Source organism: Pseudomonas sp. PDM03, assembly GCF_014852385.1.
GTDB lineage: Bacteria > Pseudomonadota > Gammaproteobacteria > Pseudomonadales > Pseudomonadaceae > Aquipseudomonas > Aquipseudomonas migulae.
The window spans coordinates 19,350-37,817 of the sequence record NZ_JACVBM010000021.1 but is presented as its reverse complement, the minus strand read 5'-3'; the positions used below and the strand labels follow the sequence as shown (position 1 = coordinate 37,817).

Sequence of the window (18,468 nt, the reverse complement as noted above, 5' to 3'; positions counted from 1 at the left end):
TGAGCCTGCTCGCGATGAACGATAACGCGGTCAGCATGAAGAACCTCGGCGCCTGCATCGCGAGCAAGCTTGCTCCTACACAGTCAGTGTTGGGCGCACTTGCAGTCTTTATGCACGCATTCTTCACCGTGTTCATGGTGTTTGGCGCAGGCTTCGCAGCAGTAGTGCTTGCCGTGACGTGCAATCGGATGCTGGCCCAGTTTGCAGTTGCATTTCGGGCAGTCGCAGATGCTTTCACTGTCAATCATGAGTCTGACTCCTGAGGTGGTGGTCGTCGGGGCTACAACCCGTCTCACCAGTGTAGAAGTTGCCACAGACGACGCAGCCCAAACCTGTAGGAGCAAGCTTGCTCGCGATGCGGACGCCGCGGTGTTTCAGGAATACCGCGTTATCGTTCATCGCGAGCAAGCTTGCTCCTACAGAAAATCAACAGCGGTCAGGCCTGGCGGGTATTGCTGCGATACATGAACACCAGCGCCAACCCGAGCAACACCATCGCCAGTATCCGGCTGCCGGACAGCTCGATCTGCGGGTTGCCCAGCCAGCCGAAGTTATCGATCAGCATCCCCATGCCCAACTGCCCGACGATCACCGCGACCGTCGCCACCGCCGTACCCACCCGTGGCACCGCCCCCACCATCACCATCATGTACACCACGCCGAACAGCGCGCCGCTGAGCTGCCATTTCGGCACGTCCAGCAGGCTCACGGCATGGGCCGGCTCGAAAAACAGGATCAGCAACCCGGTGCTTACCGCCCCCACCACGAACGTCAACAAACTGCTGCGCAGCACGCCGACCGTTTCGCCCAGACGCCCATTGATGGCGGCCTGAACACTCAACACCGCACCGGCAGCCACGACCACCGCCAACAAAATAATCAGATTCATCATTAACCCCGCGCAATCAGAACAAGTGCCGCCACAATCAGCAGCAAGGCCAGCCAACGTTCACCGTTGACCTTTTTACGAGTGGCGCCGAACCAGCCGAAGTGGTCGATCAGCACGCTTTTACCGACCTGCCCGGACAGGATCGCGATCATCGTCATCGCAATGCCGATGTACGGCGTGGCCAGGGTCAGCACCACCACGTAGATCGGCCCGAGAAAACCGCCGATCAACTGCCAGCGCGGCAAGTCGCTGAAGGCCGGTCCCTTTTGCGGGCCGCTGAGCAACAGCAGGAAAAACAGGATCGCCGAGCCGACGCCGAAGATGCTCAACGTCGCCCACAAGTGACCGACCTGACCCCCCAGCGGCCCGAGCAGACCGGCCTCCACGGACAGGCCCATACCGGCCAGGATCACCAAAGGCAGCAGCAAAAGCCGCAACCCCGGTTGGGTTGCTGGTGTGACAGCGATATCGATTGAAGAAGATTGCATTCGGAACTCCTGTGTTATCGATCAACACGCGATCCCTGTAGGAGCCGGCTTGCCGGCGATGGCGTCCTCGAGATTGCTATCGCCGGCAAGCCGGCTCCTACACGGGATTTGTGTTGTCGGTGTGATTGGCGCGCATTATCGGCTGGAGCTGCTGTGCGATAAATGGGAGCATCCTGACAACACTTTTGCGCAACTCGCACAGCAGGATTCTTCATGCACGGCCTCAACGAATTGGGTTTCAAGGCACTTCGGCTGTTTGTCGCGGTACTCGACCACGGCAGTTTCTCTGAAGTCGCGCGCCGCGAAGGCCTGGCGCCGTCGTCGATTTCCCGGCAGATCCAGTTGATGGAACAGGCGCTGAGCCAGCAATTGCTTTACCGCCACACCCGCGCGGTCACGCCGACAGAAGCCGGACGCTTGCTCGGCGAGCATGCGCGATTGGTGCTGGTGCAGTTGGAGGAAGCCGAACAGGCGTTGCAGGAACAACAAAGCGAGCCGAGCGGACTGGTGCGGATCAACGCGCCGGTGGTGTTTGGCCAGCGGCACCTGACGCCCTGGCTGGGACAACTGTGCGAGCGTTACCCGAAATTGCAGCTGGATATCCAGCAGACCGACAGCTATGTCGCACCGTTACAGGAAGGTGCCGACCTGCTGTTTCGCATCGGCCCGCTGCACGATTCGAGCATGCAGGCGCGGATTCTGGCGCCGCAACGCTTTCAGGTCGCGGCGAGCCCGGCGTACTTGAAACGCCATGGCACACCGTTGCATCCCGAAGACCTCGCGGCGCATCAATGCCTGGCCTACAAAGGCGTGGCCGGCCAGCAACGCTGGTTTTTCCGCCAGGGTCAGCAGGACTGGAGGCCCTACTCGGTGAAGGGACCGATCACCGGCAACCACGCCGACACACTCACACAGGCCGCCGAACAAGGCCTGGGCCTGGTGATGTTTCCGTCATGGCTGATTGGCGAAGCGGTGCGCAACGGCACGCTGGTGCCGGTGCTGGGGGAATATCAGGTGTCCAACAGCCTTGAGCCGCAACAGATCGCCGTGCTCTGGCCCGGGAGCCGGCGGTTGTCGGTGAAGGTAAGGACGGTGATTGATTTCTATGTCGAATGCTTCGGGGCCGTGCCGTATTGGGACAGACCCTGACATAGAAAGCACAACCTGTAGGAGCCGGCTTGCTGGCGATGGCGGCGCGTCAGTCAACATTGATGGCGCCTGACACACCGCTATCGCCAGCAAGCCGGCTCCTACAAAGGGGCGTTGTGTCAGTCGACATCGATGTTGGCTGACATGTCGCCATCGCCGGCAAGCCGGCTCCTACAAGGGGGTGTTGTGTCAGTCGACATCGATGTTGGCTGACATATCGCCATCGCCGGCAAGCCGGCTCCTACAGGGTGTGGGTCAGATGCGGAACTGGCCGACCAGAGTGCCGAGGCGCTGGCCAAGATCAGCCAGGCTGCGGGACGTCTGGGCGCCGAGTTGGGTTTCGCCGGCCACGTTGTCCACGGCCACCGCGATCTGATGCACGCTGCGGTTGATCTCTTCGGCCACGGCGGTCTGCTCCTCGGCGGCGCTGGCGATCTGCGCGTTCATCGAGTTGATGGTGCCGATCAGTTGAGCCATGGTGTCCAGCGAAGCACCCGCTTCGTTGGCCTGCATGGACGTACCGTCGCCGGCCTCGCTGGAGCGGCGCATCGCTTCCACCGCCGACTGAGTGCCTGCCTGCAAGCGGTCGATCATGCCCTGGATTTCCTGGGTGCTGATTTGCGTGCGGCTGGCCAGCGCACGGACTTCGTCGGCCACCACCGCAAATCCGCGACCGGCCTCACCGGCACGGGCCGCTTCAATGGCGGCGTTGAGCGCCAACAGGTTGGTCTGCTCGGCAATCGAACGGATCACCCCGAGCACGCTGACAATCGATGACACGTCCTTCTGCAGGCTGTCGAGGGACACGCCGCTGCTGCGAATATCGTCGACCAACGCATGAATCTTGACGATGCTGCCGGCCACCACACGCTTGGCCGTCTGGCCTTCTTCGTCGGTCTGCTGCGCCGCCACTGCGGCGTTTTGCGCACTTTTCGCCACTTCTTGCGCAGCGGCCGACATTTCGTTGATCGCCGTGGCCACCTGATCAGTCTCGTGACGCTGACGCTCCATCGCTTGATCCGAACGCTGGGCCTGATCGGAGACCTGGTTCACCAGCCCGGTCAATTGCGAGGTCATTTCGGTAATCTGACGCACCAGGCCGTGGATCTTGTCGACAAACCGGTTGAACGAGCCGGCGAGTTGGCCGAGTTCATCCTGGCTGGTGATGGTCAGGCGCCGGGTCAGGTCGCCCTCGCCCGCCGCGATGTCGTCGAGGTTGGCTTTCATCAGGTTCAGCGGACGCAGAATGGTGTTGGCCAGCAGCATGCCGGCGGCGGCAATCAGTAGCAGCACGACGGCGGCGATGCCGATGATGCTCAGCAACACGCCTTCCATCCGGTCTTGAACCTTGGCTTCGACCACCGCCACTTGCGCTTCGATACCGTCAAGGTTGACCGAGGTGCCGACCGCCATGTCCCACTTCGGCAGGTATTCGGTGTAGCCGAGTTTCGGCACCAGCACCTTGGTATTGCCGGGCAATGGCGAGCTGTATTGCAGGTAGTGAGTACCGTCCTTGGCGACTTTCACCAGGTCGCGGTTGACGTAGACGCCGTTCGGATCGCGGTTGTCCTTGAAGCTCTGGCCCACGCCTTCGGGGCTGTTGGCCTTGAACAGGCGCACGGTGTTGGAGTCGTAGCCGAAGAAGTAGCCTTCCTTGCCGTAGCTGATGCTCGACAGCAATTTGATCACCTGGGCCCGCGCCGCGTCATCGCCAGGGGCGGCGGCCTCGTAGAGCGGTTTGATCGCGGTCATGGCCACGGCGACGTAACTTTGCAGGGTGGCCTTGGCGTCGCTGAGCAGGCGCTGGCGCGTCTCCTCGACTTCCTTGCGAGCCTGTTCCTGCAGAACGAACAACGTGGTCAGGCTGATGACCAGCGCAAAGAGCAACACCGGGAGGACGGCAAGGGACAGGACTTTAGCCTTCAGGCTCATGCGCATGACGGTTCACTCTTTTGGTTTTATTGGCGTGGTTAAAGGCTTTAACGGCACGCCAACGCAAAACTGTAGGAGTCCGGCTTGCCGGCGATGGCGTATTTGAAATTGCCATCGCCAGCAAGCCGGCTCCTACAGATTGCGCGATCAACGCTGACCCTACCGACACCTCTGACCTGTAGGAGCCAGCTTGCTGGCGACGGCGTTTTCACAGGCGCCGCCACAGGGCAGGTTGGAATCAGAGAACCATCGCCGCCACCCAGCCGAACGCCAGCAGCGGCAGGTTGTAATGCAGGAAGGTCGGGACCACGGTGTCCCAGATGTGGTGGTGCTGACCGTCGATGTTCAGGCCGGAGGTCGGGCCGAGCGTCGAGTCGGAAGCAGGCGAACCGGCGTCGCCCAGCGCGCCGGCAGTGCCGACGATGCAGACGATGGCGATCGGGCTGAACCCCAGTTGCACGCACAGCGGCACGAAAATCGCCGCCAGAATCGGCACGGTGGAAAACGACGAACCGATACCCATGGTCACCAGCAGACCGACCAGCAACATCAGCAGCGCACCGATGCCTTTACTGTGGCCGATCCACGACGCCGACGCTTCAACCAGCGTCTGCACCTGACCGGTGGCTTTCATCACTTCGGCAAACCCCGAGGCGGCGATCATGATGAAACCGATCATCGCCATCATCTTCATGCCTTCGGTGAACAGGTCATCGGTGTCGCGCCACTTCACGATGCCCGACACCGAGAAGATCAAAAAGCCTGCCAGTGCACCGATAATCATCGAGTCCAGCAACAGCTGAATAATGAACGCCGCCGCAATCGCCACACCCGCAACCATCAGGCTCAGCGGGTTGTACTGCACCGCGACCTGCTCAACCTGTTCGATCTTTTCCAGGTCGTAGACGCGCTTCTTGCGGTAGCTGATAAAGGCTGCCGCAAGCCCCACCACCATGCCCAGCGCCGGAATGCCCATGGCATGGGTGACGTTGATGCCGCTGATATCGACGCCGCTGCGGGCCACGTTGGCCAGCAGGATTTCATTAAGGAAGATGTTGCCGAAGCCCACTGGCAGGAACATGTACGGGGTGATCAGGCCGAAGGTCATGACGCAGGCGATCAACCGCCGATCCAGTTGCAGCTTGGTCAGCACATACAACAGCGGCGGCACCAGCAACGGAATGAAAGCGATATGTATCGGCAGAATATTCTGTGAAGCGATGGCCACCACCCACAGCAGGCCGATCAGCAGCCACTTCACCGAACCGCCACCGTTGGCGTGCTGGCGGTCAACCATGGCCAGGGCTTTGTCGGCCAGCGCATGGGCCAGGCCGGACTTGGCGATCGCCACCGCGAAGGCGCCGAGCAAGGCATAAGACAAGGCCACCGTCGCCCCGCCGCCGAGGCCGCTGTTGAAGGCTTTCAAGGTGGCGTCGATGCCGAGGCCACCGGTCAAACCACCCACCAGCGCGCCGATAATCAGCGCGATCACCACGTGCACGCGGGACAGGCTGAGAATCAGCATGATGCCGACCGCGGCAATTACAGCATTAATCATCGTTACCTCAAGGCAAGCGAAATGAGCCCGGCCGGCAGTCTGCGAAGAGCCGCCAGCGGGATAAGGAATGGGTTTTATTAGAGGGCGCGCACTGTGCCGGACCATCACCGCCTTGTCAAAGCCGCGAGACCCGAACGCAAGCAAGCCCCTCCCTTTCCAAAACGACATCTCCCCCTGTAGGAGCCGGCTTGCTGGCGATGGCGTCCGTCCAGTCAATAACGGATTGGCTGACCCACCGCTATCGCCAGCAAGCCGGCTCCTACAAGGGTTGTGCGGGTGATTCGATTTCCGTCGGATGGCGTAAAGAAAGCGGATTTTCGGCCGTTACAGTGCAAAGTCTCAGATATTTATCGAATAAGGACGTCTCCATGTCGCTCAGACAACTTTCCATTCAATGGAAAATCACCCTGCTGGCCGGGCTTTGCCTCGCCGGTATCGTGACCTTGCTGGTAGGTCTTTCGCTGTATCGCATGGAGCACAGTTCCGAGCTGGTGAAAGCCTCGAGCATGGAGATGCTCACTGAAGCCGCCCAGGCCCGGATCGAGTCCCAGGGCGAAAACCAGGCGCTGAACATTCGCCAGCAGTTCATGGATGCCTATCAATATGGCCACGGCTTTTCGCGTCAGGTGTTGTTCCTGCGCGATCAGGCCGAAAAGCGCTTTCTCGATGCCTTCGACCTGCGTGAAGACCTGACCCGCCAGGTCAAGTCTGCGTTGCAAGCCAACCCGGAATTGCTCGGCCTGTCGCTGGTGTTCGAACCCAATGGGCTGGACGGCAAGGACGAGCTGTTCGCCGGCCAGGCCGAGTTGGGTAGCAACGACAAGGGCCGTTTCGCGCTGTACTGGTCGCAACCGACACCCGGCAAGGTGACGTCGATGGCGCTGCCCGAAACTGACATGGCCGACACCAGCACCGGCCCCAGCGGTGAACCCGCCAACGCCTGGTTCACCTGCCCGCGCACCTCGCTCAAGCCCTGCGTGATCGAACCCTACTTCTATGTGATCGACGGCCAGAACGTGCTGATGACCAGCATCGTGTTCCCGCTGATGGTCAACGGCAAAGTCATCGCCTCGCTGTCGGTGGACATCAACCTCAACAGCCTGCAAGCGGTCAGTCAGGGCGCGAGCAAGAAGCTTTATGACGGCCAGACCAACGTCAGCATCATCAGCCCGGCCGGTTTGCTCGCCGGCTACAGCCCGGACGCCAGCAAACTCGCCCAGCGCCTGGACGCTGTGGATAAAACCAACGGCACCGAACTGATCCGCCTGCTCGCCGCCAGCAGCAAAACCGCAAGCCTGCACAGCAACCAGCAGTTGAAAGTGCTGTCGCCGTTCCAGCCGATCCCCGACGGCAAATCGTGGGGCGTGTTGCTCGACGTACCGGAAAAAGTCCTGGTCGGCCCCGCCGAAACCCTGAAAAAACAACTCGATGAAAGCAACACCGCCGGCACACTGGTCGAACTAGGCCTCGGCGTGCTGGCCGCGTTGATCGGCCTGTTGCTGGTGTGGCTAATGGCGCGCAGCGTGACCAAACCGATTCTGGGTGTGGCGCACATGCTCGAAGACATCGCCAGCGGCGAAGGCGACCTGACCCGGCGTCTGGCCTACGACAAAAAGGATGAGCTGGGCCAGTTGGCCGGCTGGTTCAACCGCTTCCTAGACAAGTTGCAGCCGATCATCGCCGAGGTGAAACGCTCGGTACAGGACGCGCGCAGCACGGCGGACCAGTCTTCTGCCATCGCCACGCAGACCAGCGCCGGCATGGAACAGCAATACCGTCAGGTCGATCAAGTGGCGACCGCCTCCCACGAAATGAGCGCCACCGCCCAGGACGTTGCCCGCAGCGCGGCACAAGCGGCACAAGCAGCGCGCGATGCCGATCACGCCACCCGCCGTGGCTTGACCGTGATCGACCAGACCACCACCAGCATCGACAACCTCGCCGCCGACATGAGCGCAGCGATGGTGCAGGTCGAAGGTTTGGCGGCCAACAGCGAGAAAATCGGCTCGGTACTGGAAGTGATCCGCGCCATCGCCGAGCAGACCAACCTGCTGGCCCTCAACGCCGCCATCGAAGCGGCCCGTGCCGGTGAGGCCGGACGCGGTTTTGCGGTGGTCGCCGACGAAGTGCGCAACCTGGCGCGGCGTACGCAGGAGTCGGTTGAAGAAACCCGTCTGGTGATCGAGCAGTTGCAGAACGGCACGCAGGATGTGGTGGGGTCGATGAACAACAGCCATCGCCAGGCTCAGGGCAGTGTCGAACAGGTCAGCCAGGCCGTCACGGCGTTGCGCCAGATCGGTGATGCGGTGACGGTGATCAGCGACATGAACCTGCAGATTGCCTCAGCGGCGGAAGAGCAAAGCGCGGTGGCGGAAGAGATCAACAACAACGTGGCGACGATCCGGGACGTGACCGAGTCGCTGTCGGGACAGGCCAATGAGTCGGCGCGGGTGAGCCAGTCGCTGAATAGCCTGGCGAATCAGCAGCAGAGCCTGATGGATCAATTCCGCGTCTGACTGACAACACACCCCTTGTAGGAGCCGGCTTGCCGGCGATGGCGATTTTGAGGACGCCATCGCCGGCAAGCCGGCTCCTACAGGTTATCGGGGTTTTCAATGTCAGCGTTTGGGCAGTTCGATGACAACCTTCAACCCGCCCCACTCGCTCTCCTCCAGCCGCAACACCCCGCCCCACGTGTCGACGATGTCGCGCACGATTCCCAGCCCCAACCCATGCCCATCCGTCTGCTCATCCAGCCGCGTGCCCCGGCTGAACACCTGAGCACGTTGGTCCTCGGGAATGCCCGGCCCATCATCTTCCACGCTTAGCTCAAACCCTGCAGCCGTCTCGACCACGCTCAACCGCACCTCGGCATCCGCCCATTTGCAGGCGTTGTCCAGCAGGTTGCCCAGCAGTTCCAACAAGTCTTCGCGATCCCACGGCAACTGCAACCCGGCCGGCGCGCGATAGCTCAGTTCAAGGTGTTCGCCGTGGATCATGTTCAACGTGGCGAGCAATCCCGGCAGTTCCGCATCGCAATCAAACAACGCCCCCGGCAGCGCATCGCCGGACAACCGTGCGCGGTTAAGCTCGCGATTGAGTCGTTGCTGAACCTGTGCCAATTGATCTTTGAGGATCTTGCGCAGCTCGGGATGGGCGTCGAGTTTCTCGCTGGACGCCAGGCTCAACAACACCGCCAGCGGGGTTTTCAAGGCATGCCCAAGGTTGCCCAGCGCATTGCGCGAACGCTTGAGGCTGTCTTCGGTGTGAGCGAGCAAATGGTTGATCTGCGCCACCAGCGGCTCAAGTTCCACCGGCACCTGATCATCCAGCTGCGAACGCTGGCCCTGCTGCAACTGGGCAATCTGTTCACGGGCCTTTTCCAGTGGACGCAAGGCTCGGCGCACGGTGATCCGTTGCAACAGCAAAATCAGCAGCAATCCCGCCAGCCCCAGCCCCAGCCCCACTTGCTGCATGCGCTTGAAACTCTCGCGCACCGGCGTGTAGTCCTGAGCGACGCTGATGGAGATCGATTGTCCCAAACGACGGTAGTCCGAACGCAAGACCAGCAATTGCTGGCCTTCCGGCCCCAGTTGCAGGTTGCTGTGCAGGCCGGGATGTTCGAGGCGCGGCAATTCCTGATCCCACAACGAACGCGAACGCCAATGGCTGTCGGCAAAATCTATTCGGAAGTAATGCCCGGAAAACGGCCGTTGATAAGCCGGTGACAGATGTCGTTCATCCAGCTGCAAGCCCTGCGGCCCGCGCACCAGCGCCACCAGCAAACTTTCGCTGTCGTTGCGCAGCCCCGCTTCGAGGTAGCGCTGCAAGCCCACTTCGAACAACCACAGGCTGGTTTGCGCCAGCACCAGGCCAACGATCACCATCACGCTGATCAGCCCCAGACTCAAGCGGCGCTGGATCGACCTCACTGCGCTTGCCCGCCGAACAGGTAACCCTGGCCGCGACGGGTTTCGATCACGCTGCGCCCGAGCTTGCGCCGCAGGTGGTTGACGTGAACTTCCAGCACGTTGGAATCGCGCTCGGTTTCACCGTCGTAGAGGTGTTCGGCGAGGTGGCTTTTGGAGAGGATCTGCTCGGGGTGCAGCATGAAATAGCGCAGCAGGCGAAACTCCGCAGCGGTGAGCTGGATGTCAGCACCGTCGCGGGTCACGCATTGCCGGCCTTCGTCCAGGTGCAATCCAGCCGACTGCAGCGTCGGTTGATTGACCTGGCCATGGGAACGGCGCAACAACGCCTGAATGCGCAAATGCAGCTCTTCAGGATGGAAAGGTTTGCTCAGGTAATCGTCGGCGCCGGCCTTGAGGCCTTCGATCCGTTCGGCCCAGGAACCGCGCGCGGTGAGGATCAACACCGGCGTGGCCAGCCCACCGGCGCGCCATTGCGCCAACACGTCGAGCCCTGGCAAACCCGGCAGACCGAGGTCGAGGATGATCAGGTCATACGGTTCGCTGCTGCCCTGATACACCGCATCTCGACCGTCGGCCAGCCAATCCACGGCGTAGCCCTGGCGGTTGAGGCCGGCCATCAGTTCGTCGGCCAGGGGCACATGGTCTTCCACCAGCAGCAATCGCATCGGTCAATCTTCCTTGTCTTTCAGTAACTCGCCAGTGGTGGCGTCGAGGTCCAGTTCACGGACCTCGCCTTCGGTGGTCAGCAGTTCGACTTCATAAATGTAGACGTCGTGTTTCTCTTCGAGCTCGGCTTCCAGCAGTTTTGAGCCTGGATAACGCTCCAGCGCCTGCTTCACCACTTGCTCGAGCGGCAGGATCACGCCCTGCTGGCGCAGGCGCAGGGCTTCGTCCTGATCAAGGTCGCGGGCCATGACGATCGAGCAAAACGCCAGAAGCACCAGCGCCATGCGTGACAATAAACACACCTTCATTACGTATCCTGATGATCCTTGAGAAGTTGCCCGCTGACCGCGTCTAATTCCAGGTCCCACTCAATGCCTTGCGGGTCGCGCAGCTCTACCTGATAGATGTATTTGCCGTACTCTTCTTCCAGCTCGGTTTCGGTGACCGTCGAGCCTGGGTGTTTGGCCAGTGCCGTGGCGTTGAGCTTCTCGAAAGACACAATGGTACCAGCGTCGCGCAGCCGCAGGGCTTCGTCGGGGCCCAGGTCGCGAGCGTGGGCGATGCTGACGGTCATGGCGACGATGGAGGCGGTGAACAGGGCAGTCAGGGTTTTCATGGGTGTCTCCGTATTTTTTATGTGTTGCGTACGGAAGGCACCTTAGCGATTCGAACTTAATTGAAACTGAATTGCCATCATTGGCCATGACAACGCGCCATCACCGACCGACACAAAACCTGTGGGAGCGAGCCTGCTCGCGATGGCGTCGTGGCAGTCGACATCAATGTTGAATGTCCGTACGCCATCGCGAGCAGGCTCGCTCCCACAGTAGATTGGTGACGTTGCCTGACCTGTTTATAATCCGCCCGCTTGCCAGACATCGAGACCGGTATGACCGCCATCCACATCAAGTTCCCTTCCCTGACCCTCAAGGCCGGCCCGCGTGCCTTGGCGCGCATCCGTGAGCACGGCTTGAACGCCGCCGATGTCGGTACGCTGCCGGGTGCTGCCGGCGGGCCGAAGGCGTTGGGGATTCAAGGTCTGGACCTGGCGCTGTTTGGCGAATGGCTGCCCGCCGCGCCGCGTGAACGGTCGCTGATCGGCGCCTCGGTCGGCTCCTGGCGCTTCGCCAGTGCGTGCCTGCCGGACGCCGCCGAAGGCATCCGCCGCCTCGGTCACCTCTACACCGAGCAGAACTTCGCCAAAGGCGTGACCATGGCGCAGATCAGCCAGAGCTCGCAACGCATGCTCAATGACCTGCTCGACGGCCGCGATGCGGCGATTTTGAGCAACGCGAATTACCGGCTGAACATCATGGTGGTCAAAAGTCATGGCCTGCTTGCGGACGATCATCGCGGTCGTCTCGGGCTGGGCCTGTCGTCGGTGATCGCCGACAACCTGCGCGGTCGCGCGCGGCTGTCGCGGCATTTCGAGCGGCTGATCATCCACGACCCGCGCCTGGCACCGCCGGTCAACGCGCTGAACGATTTCCCCTCGCGCTTCGTCGCACTGAATGCCGGCAACCTGCGCCAAGCCCTGCTCGCCTCGGGTTCGATCCCGATGGTCATGGAAGGCGTGCGCGACCTGCCGGGCGCTGGCGCCGGGACGTTCCGCGACGGCGGCCTGCTCGACTATCACCTCGACCTGCCCTACAGCGGCAGCGACATCGTGCTGTATCCACATTTCACCGACCGGGTGATTCCCGGCTGGTTCGACAAAACCCTGCCCTGGCGCCGTGCCTGTCCAACCCGCTTGCAAGATGTCCTGTTGCTGGCGCCGTCCAAGGAATACCTGGCCCGCCTGCCCTACGGCAAACTGCCGGACCGTAACGACTTCAAGCGCTTCATGGGCGATGCGCCGAGCCGGCAGAAATACTGGCGTGCAACCATGGATGAAAGCCGCAGGCTGGGCGATGAGTTTCTCGAACTGGCCGCCAACGGTCGCCTTGGCGAACGCTTGCTGACCCTTTAGTCAGGACAAACTGTTAAACTCGCCGCCTGCCCACATCGCTGCGGCGATCGCCACCTGACAGAGCTGAAACCACTGTGGAAATCTTCAAAGAATTTACCTTCGAATCCGCCCACCGCCTGCCCCACGTCCCGGAAGGCCACAAGTGCGGCCGCCTGCACGGTCACTCGTTCAAAGTGGCGATTCATTTGAGTGGCGATCTGGACCCGCATACCGGCTGGATTCGCGACTTTTCCGAGATCAAGGCGATCTTCAAGCCGTTGTATGAGCGGTTGGATCACAACTATCTGAATGACATTCCGGGGTTGGAGAATCCGACCAGTGAAGTGTTGGCGAAGTGGATCTGGGTTGAACTCAAGCCATTGCTGCCAGAACTCAGCGCGATCCGTATTCACGAGACCTGCACCAGCGGTTGCATCTATCGCGGCGAATAAGTCGATAGATCAAAAAACCACCGAAATCGGTGGTTTTTAGGTTGTTAACTTGGTGAAAATATCGTCAGCAAGCCTACAACCCAGGATGATTCAGTTTCATATGTTTTCTTAACGCTTGTGGAGAACTCAACCGACTGTAACATCCCTCAACCGGGCAAGTATCCCTTACCCTATGAACCCAAGCATGTTCATTACGCTTGCTACTATCCGCAAACGCCTTACCGCACCCTTCTTCCGAGCACATATATTGCAGAGTATGAGTTAGTAAGTGTTTCGCAAGTTTGCTTTCCTGCGCAAACGCTGCGCCACACCCATCTGCTGTGCAGACATTTGGCCTGTTATGCTTTTTTTTATGACGAGTAAGATTACTGCTCTGCGTAAACGCTTCCCCACATCCCTCTACTTTGCAGACAAATGGTCTTTCACCAGTATGCGTTTTCTTATGTTTCGTAAGGCTGGAATATTGCGTAAATTTTTCGGTGCACCCCACTTTTTTGCAGGCATATCGTCTTTCATTAGTATGTATCCGCATATGTTCGCGCAGAATACCTTTACTGGAAAATTTTCCACCACAGTCCCCCCAAGAACACAAGTATGGCTTTTCTCCGGTATGCATTCTCGAATGCTCGGAAAGGTGCCCCTGGTTATTAAAACTTTTATCACAATCAGGACAAGCATAACGTTTGGCCGATGGGGGAGGCACAGTAGGCCCAACTTCGGATGTAAATGCCTGTTCAGTGAGTGAGTTAAAATTCAACACTGCCGAAGGATCCGTGTCTCCATGAAATGAAGAAATGTTCGAATACTGCGTGTCTTGCGAGCGCAAATCACCCTCGATTATTGCAATCGCATGAGGCGGAAGTGGACCGGTATCTTGGAGAAAATCATCGATATTATCCGGAACATCCAGATCGTCCGCCATCATCCGCCCATCCACATCCACATGCCCCACCGGCGAATTCCCCACAAAACAATACAAATTCAACCCATCCACCGCCCCCGCCGGGTCCGGGTTGATCCAGCGGCACAGCCACGGCGCAAAGTAACGATAACCGTAGTAATACAACCCAGTCGCATCCCGTTCCTTGCCCGAATAGCGGATGGTTTTGTACGCACCGCTCTGATCGCGGTGATCTTCCCAGGCCGAGCCGCCAAACGGGTAAAACTCTTCGCGGCTCTGCACCCTGGCCTGTTCATCCAATTCCAGCGTCCCGGACCCGAGATGGTCGGTCAGGTGGTAACGCAACGAATGGTCGGGCGCATCGGCGCCGTGCAGCCACTTCACCCGATTGCGTCCGGCCTCCAGGTCGAGCACTTCATGCTGTTTGCCGCCCGGACGATGATGGATCTCCAGTCCCGGCAGGTAGCGTACTTCGGCGATCACCGTGCGGGCGGCGGCCAGTGCGGTGCGGACTTTGCGCAGGCGTTTGCCACCGCCGCCATAGAGGTAGCGCTCGGTGTCGTCGTCTTCGTCTTCGCGCACCACCGGTGACACGCAGGCTAACTGATTGCGCACATCCCAGGTCATGGCTTGGCCTGGCTGCAAATATTGCAGGTTGCCGTTGGCGTCGAAATGGCGGGCGAAATCCGTCGGCTGTTCGTCCTTGAGCAGGCTGCGATTGCTGGCCGGGTCGATGTCCCAGCGCCGGGTGAACGGCTGGACGCCGAGGTGGCGCAGTTCGGTCAGGTTGCCGCCCGCGTCGTAGTCGTATTCTTCGCGGTAGTTGACCACCGCGTTGGGGTTGGCCGAGGCGCGATACGCAGTGCCGGGATACATCGATGGGCATTCGGCTTCCCTGCCAGTGGCGCAGGTTAACTGATCCAGCGTGTCGTAGCCGTAGGTGCATTGACCATCGATGCGCTGGTTGTTGTGGTAACGGACCGGCACTGCGTGATTGTCGATCTGAAGGATGTTGCCCATTGGGTCGACACTGTATCGAAGATCTTGCAGCGGCGCGGCGTTCGGCAACCCGGCGCACAAACGCAGCAGGCGCCCGTCATCAAGCGCGTACTGCACCTCGGTGACCACGCCGTTGCCGGCGGTTTCCCGTTCGACTTTTCCGCCGGGGTTGTAGTGGATGTCGTGCACCAGGCATTGTCCGGGCGCGACAGTGTTCGCCGGTTGCAGCCAGCCGCCTTTGAGCTGCCCGGCCACGGTGTAGGTGAAGTGACGATGGTGTTTTTTGGCGTCGGTGAGGCTGAGCAAATCGCCCAACGGGTTATAGGCCCAATGGCTTGCGAGCCCGGGATCAGCTTCCAGCAAGCGATCGCGTGCGGCGCAGTCCAGCGGCCAATCCGGCGGATCGAGGGTGACCAGAAAGTGGCTGATTTCACTTAACGCCAGGCCCCGCAGATCGTACGCCGGCATGTGCCGGGTGCCGACTAAATCGTCGTGACGAATCACTCGGCCGCATTGATTGGCAGCATCAAAACCGGCCCCGGCGCGGCCGTATTCAAAGCGCTCCACAACCCGTTCCAGCTCCCTTATGGCAACAGGCCGCAGCGATAAATCGTACTGCGTTTCCTGCCGAGCCCCCCGACTGTCCCATCCACTCAAGACCTGATCCGCTTGCCCGGGCAACAACACCCGCCAACCGGCATCGACACTGTCAGTCGCCAACACCTTGCCGGTCAGGGTGAAACGATGACTCAACGCAGACGCGGACAACCGCGCATCCCGTTGCTCAATCCCCCTTCCCGCCGCATCAAACACCTGCCGCGTGACCCGCGCTTGCGGCGTTTGCCCACTCTCCCCACGCCAGTACGCCACGCTGCGCACAGCGAGACCGCGCGGGTCGATAACCGCCAGTGTGGGCGTTCCGTGATGCAGGCTGAGGTTGTCCATGGGCTGTGGATATCATCCGCCATCAACAGCCGTCTACTGTCACAAATCACAGGTATTCATCCCGCTGATCCGACAGATCAAAAAAACTGCCGGGACGAGCGGTTTTTTTATGCCTATGCTTTTTCGCTAGCACCCGCCAAGAGGACGTCCCCATGACTGACTGGCCGCTAGCTCAAACCTATCGCTTCAACGGGCACTCCGTCCGTTACGCCGTGCGTGGCGACGGCCCGCCGTTGGTGTTCGTGCATGGCACGCCGTTCTCTTCGTTTGTGTGGCACCGGATTGCGCCGCACTTCATCACGTCGCACCGGGTGCATTATTTCGACCTGCTGGGTTACGGGCTGTCCGAGAAGGTCGAGGGCGATGTATCGCTGGGAGTGCAGAACGAGCTGTTGACGCAGCTGCTGGAGCATTGGGGGCTGGATTGCCCGGATGTGGTGGCCCACGATTTCGGCGGCGCAACGGTGCTGCGCGCGCATCTGCTGAACGGCAAGGACTACCGCAGCCTGACGCTGATCGACCCGGTGGCGTTGACGCCGTGGGGCTCGCCGTTCGTGCAGCAGGTGCGTCAGCATGAAGCGGCGTTCAGCGGCGTGCCCGATTACATTCAGCGGGCGATTGTGTCGGCCTATGTTCGCGGGGCGATCAAGCGCGACATACCCGATGATGAACTCGCGCCTTACGTGCAACCGTGGCTGGGCGATCCGGGGCAAGCGGCGTTTTACCGGCAGATTGCGCAGATGGATCAGCGCTATACCCGTGAAGTTGAGGGGTTGTACCCGACCATTCGTTGCCCGGTGCAGATTCTGTGGGGCGAGGATGATCAGTGGATTCCCATCGAGCGCGGCCGCGCACTGCAGCAGATGATTGCGGGGGCGCAGTTCCACCCAATCCCCAATGCCGGGCATCTGGTTCAGGAAGATGCGCCCGAAGCGATCGTCGCCGCGCTGCTGCGTTTTCTCCCAGCACATAGATCCCCTTGAAAACACACGGACTCTTGTAGGAGCCGGCTTGCTGCGGGCGGCGTTCCGACGATAGCGGTGTGTCATTCGGCACATATGTTGCCTGTTATACCGCTATCGCCAGCAAGCCGGCTCCTACAAAAAGCGGTGTTTCTTCAGTTGGTCCCGATCAATGGCGGGCATTTTTCTTTTGCTGTCGTGGTCAAAGTTCGCATCTGACCGATGCTCTATTTCCGTTGCCGCGCTAATGTCTATAACTGACGCGCCAACGCACTACTACAAGACCTTCTAAAGGATTCGCCTGATGCACATCATCAACGCCCGCCTGCGCAACCAAGAAGGCCTGCATGAGTTGCACCTGGAAAACGGCCTGATCAGCAACATCTCCCGTCAGACCGAAGCCCCAACTCTGGGCCCCGATGATCTGGACGCCGGCGGCAACCTGGTGGTGCCGCCCTTCGTCGAACCGCACATCCACCTCGACGCCACGCTCACCGCCGGCGAACCGCGCTGGAACATGAGCGGCACGCTGTTCGAAGGAATCGAATGTTGGGGCGAGCGCAAGGTGACGATCACCGAGGAAGACACCAAGACCCGCGCCAGGAAAACCATCCAGGCCCTCGCCGCCCACGGCATCCAGCATGTGCGCACCCATGTCGATGTCACCGACCCGCAGCTGACGGCGCTGAAGGCGATGCTCGAAGTGCGCGAGGAAAGCCGTCACCTGATCGACATGCAAATCGTCGCCTTCCCCCAGGAGGGCATCGAGTCGTACCGCAACGGTCGTGAGCTGATGGAAGAAGCGATCCGCATGGGCGCGGACGTGGTCGGCGGGATTCCGCATTTCGAATACACCCGCGATCAGGGCGTGAGTTCAGTGAAGTTCCTGATGGACCTCGCCGAACGCACCGGTTGCCTGGTGGACGTGCATTGCGATGAAACCGACGACCCGCACTCGCGGTTTCTCGAAGTGCTCGCCGAAGAAGCCCGCAGCCGCGACATGGGCTCGCGGGTCACGGCCAGCCACACCACGGCCATGGGCTCTTACGACAACGCGTACTGCGCCAAACTCTTTCGCCTGCTCGGGCATTCGGGGATCAGTTTTGTCTCCTGCCCCACCGAAAGCATTCACCTGCAAGGGCGATTCGACAACTTTCCGAAACGTCGTGGCGTCACTCGGGTGAATGAATTGCTCGAAGCGGGGATGAACGTGTGCTTCGGTCAGGATTCGATCGTCGACCCGTGGTATCCGCTGGGTAACGGCAACATTTTGCGGGTGCTCGAAGCGGGTCTGCACATCTGTCACATGCTCGGGTATCGCAACCTGCAAAGCGCGCTGGACCTGGTCACCGACAACAGCGCCAAGGCGATGAACCTGGGGGATCGGTATGGACTGGAGCGCGGGCGGCCGGCGAATTTGCTGATTCTTTCGGCAGACAGCGATTACGAGGTGATCCGCAGTCAGGGCTTGCCGCTGTATTCGGTTCGTGATGGGAAGGTGTTGATGAAGCGGCAGATGCCGGTGGTGGAGTTTTTTGGTGAGCAACCCTGAGTTTTGTGTTGGCTGAGCTGACGCCTTCGCGGGCAAGTCGGATCGCCGCATCGCTCGCTCCTACAGGGATCGCCGAACCTGTAGGAGCGAGGCTT

16 protein-coding genes and 1 pseudogene are annotated in these 18,468 nt (G+C 60.5%); 7 read left to right on the top strand and 10 right to left on the bottom strand.

The features are described 5' to 3' along the window. Positions 1–83: 83 nt before the first annotated feature. The 3 genes from IB254_RS24130 to IB254_RS24120 all read right to left on the bottom strand — a co-directional run bounded on the left by IB254_RS24130 (position 84) and on the right by IB254_RS24120 (position 1,377). A complete protein-coding gene (locus IB254_RS24130; protein ID WP_192419824.1) occupies positions 84–248 on the bottom strand; it encodes a metallothionein in 165 nt (54 codons plus the stop codon). Positions 249–436: 188 nt separating this feature from the next. Continuing rightward, on the bottom strand, positions 437–889 hold the full coding sequence (locus IB254_RS24125; RefSeq protein WP_192419822.1) for a DMT family transporter: 453 nt from the start codon (positions 887–889) through the stop codon (positions 437–439). Positions 890–891: 2 nt separating this feature from the next. After that, a complete protein-coding gene (locus IB254_RS24120) occupies positions 892–1,377 on the bottom strand; it encodes a DMT family transporter (protein WP_192419820.1) in 486 nt (161 codons plus the stop codon). A gap of 213 nt (positions 1,378–1,590) precedes the next feature. Between IB254_RS24120 and IB254_RS24115 the strand changes: the two genes are divergently transcribed. Further along, a complete protein-coding gene (locus IB254_RS24115; protein WP_192419818.1) occupies positions 1,591–2,526 on the top strand; it encodes a LysR family transcriptional regulator in 936 nt (311 codons plus the stop codon). Between the two features lie 255 nt (positions 2,527–2,781). Here IB254_RS24115 and IB254_RS24110 read toward each other — a convergent pair whose 3' ends face one another. Further along, on the bottom strand, positions 2,782–4,464 hold the full coding sequence (locus IB254_RS24110; RefSeq protein WP_192419816.1) for a methyl-accepting chemotaxis protein: 1,683 nt from the start codon (positions 4,462–4,464) through the stop codon (positions 2,782–2,784). Between the two features lie 232 nt (positions 4,465–4,696). After that, positions 4,697–6,013 (bottom strand): Na+/H+ antiporter family protein, encoded by a 1,317-nt coding sequence (locus IB254_RS24105; protein ID WP_162130708.1) that lies wholly within the window; start codon positions 6,011–6,013, stop codon positions 4,697–4,699. A 200-nt stretch (positions 6,014–6,213) separates the two neighbouring features. On the opposite strand from IB254_RS24105, the pseudogene IB254_RS30000 reads away from it, so the two are divergent. After that, positions 6,214–7,674, top strand: a pseudogene (locus IB254_RS30000) (HAMP domain-containing protein); the annotation flags it as partial. A gap of 102 nt (positions 7,675–7,776) precedes the next feature. Further along, on the top strand, positions 7,777–8,532 hold the full coding sequence (locus tag IB254_RS29995; RefSeq protein WP_404943259.1) for a methyl-accepting chemotaxis protein: 756 nt from the start codon (positions 7,777–7,779) through the stop codon (positions 8,530–8,532). A gap of 102 nt (positions 8,533–8,634) precedes the next feature. Here the strand turns inward: IB254_RS29995 and IB254_RS24095 are convergent, their stop codons facing one another. From IB254_RS24095 to IB254_RS24080, 4 genes are read right to left on the bottom strand one after another with little or no spacing between them, the layout of a single operon-like run. Further along, positions 8,635–9,948 carry a sensor histidine kinase gene (locus tag IB254_RS24095; protein WP_192419814.1) on the bottom strand — a complete coding sequence of 438 codons (1,314 nt, stop codon included), beginning with the start codon at positions 9,946–9,948 and terminating at the stop codon, positions 8,635–8,637. Beyond that, positions 9,945–10,613 (bottom strand): response regulator transcription factor, encoded by a 669-nt coding sequence (locus tag IB254_RS24090; protein WP_008025306.1) that lies wholly within the window; start codon positions 10,611–10,613, stop codon positions 9,945–9,947. The genes IB254_RS24095 and IB254_RS24090 overlap by 4 nt, the downstream gene beginning before the upstream one ends. A gap of 3 nt (positions 10,614–10,616) precedes the next feature. Continuing rightward, entirely contained in the window at positions 10,617–10,922 is a 306-nt protein-coding gene (locus IB254_RS24085; protein WP_192419813.1) for a PepSY domain-containing protein, read from the bottom strand. Next, the gene (locus IB254_RS24080; protein ID WP_192419811.1) at positions 10,922–11,230 is read right to left on the bottom strand and encodes a PepSY domain-containing protein; all 309 of its coding nucleotides are present in this window, start codon (positions 11,228–11,230) and stop codon (positions 10,922–10,924) included. The genes IB254_RS24085 and IB254_RS24080 overlap by 1 nt, the downstream gene beginning before the upstream one ends. 273 nt (positions 11,231–11,503) lie before the next feature. Here IB254_RS24080 and IB254_RS24075 point away from each other — a divergent pair, with 273 nt between their 5' ends. Then, on the top strand, positions 11,504–12,583 hold the full coding sequence (locus IB254_RS24075) for a patatin-like phospholipase family protein (RefSeq protein WP_192419809.1): 1,080 nt from the start codon (positions 11,504–11,506) through the stop codon (positions 12,581–12,583). 74 nt (positions 12,584–12,657) lie between these two features. Further along, positions 12,658–13,014: a 6-carboxytetrahydropterin synthase QueD gene (gene queD, locus IB254_RS24070; protein ID WP_008025299.1), complete on the top strand. Its 357-nt coding sequence runs from the start codon at positions 12,658–12,660 to the stop codon at positions 13,012–13,014. A 73-nt stretch (positions 13,015–13,087) separates the two neighbouring features. Here the strand turns inward: queD and IB254_RS24065 are convergent, their stop codons facing one another. Then, positions 13,088–15,859 (bottom strand): C2H2-type zinc finger protein, encoded by a 2,772-nt coding sequence (locus IB254_RS24065; RefSeq protein WP_192419807.1) that lies wholly within the window; start codon positions 15,857–15,859, stop codon positions 13,088–13,090. Positions 15,860–16,011: 152 nt separating this feature from the next. Between IB254_RS24065 and IB254_RS24060 the strand changes: the two genes are divergently transcribed. Then, positions 16,012–16,842, top strand: coding sequence for an alpha/beta fold hydrolase (locus IB254_RS24060; RefSeq protein WP_192419806.1), 831 nt, complete (start codon positions 16,012–16,014; stop codon positions 16,840–16,842). Positions 16,843–17,125: 283 nt separating this feature from the next. Then, positions 17,126–18,373: a cytosine deaminase gene (gene codA / locus IB254_RS24055; protein ID WP_192419804.1), complete on the top strand. Its 1,248-nt coding sequence runs from the start codon at positions 17,126–17,128 to the stop codon at positions 18,371–18,373. Positions 18,374–18,468: the final 95 nt, after the last annotated feature.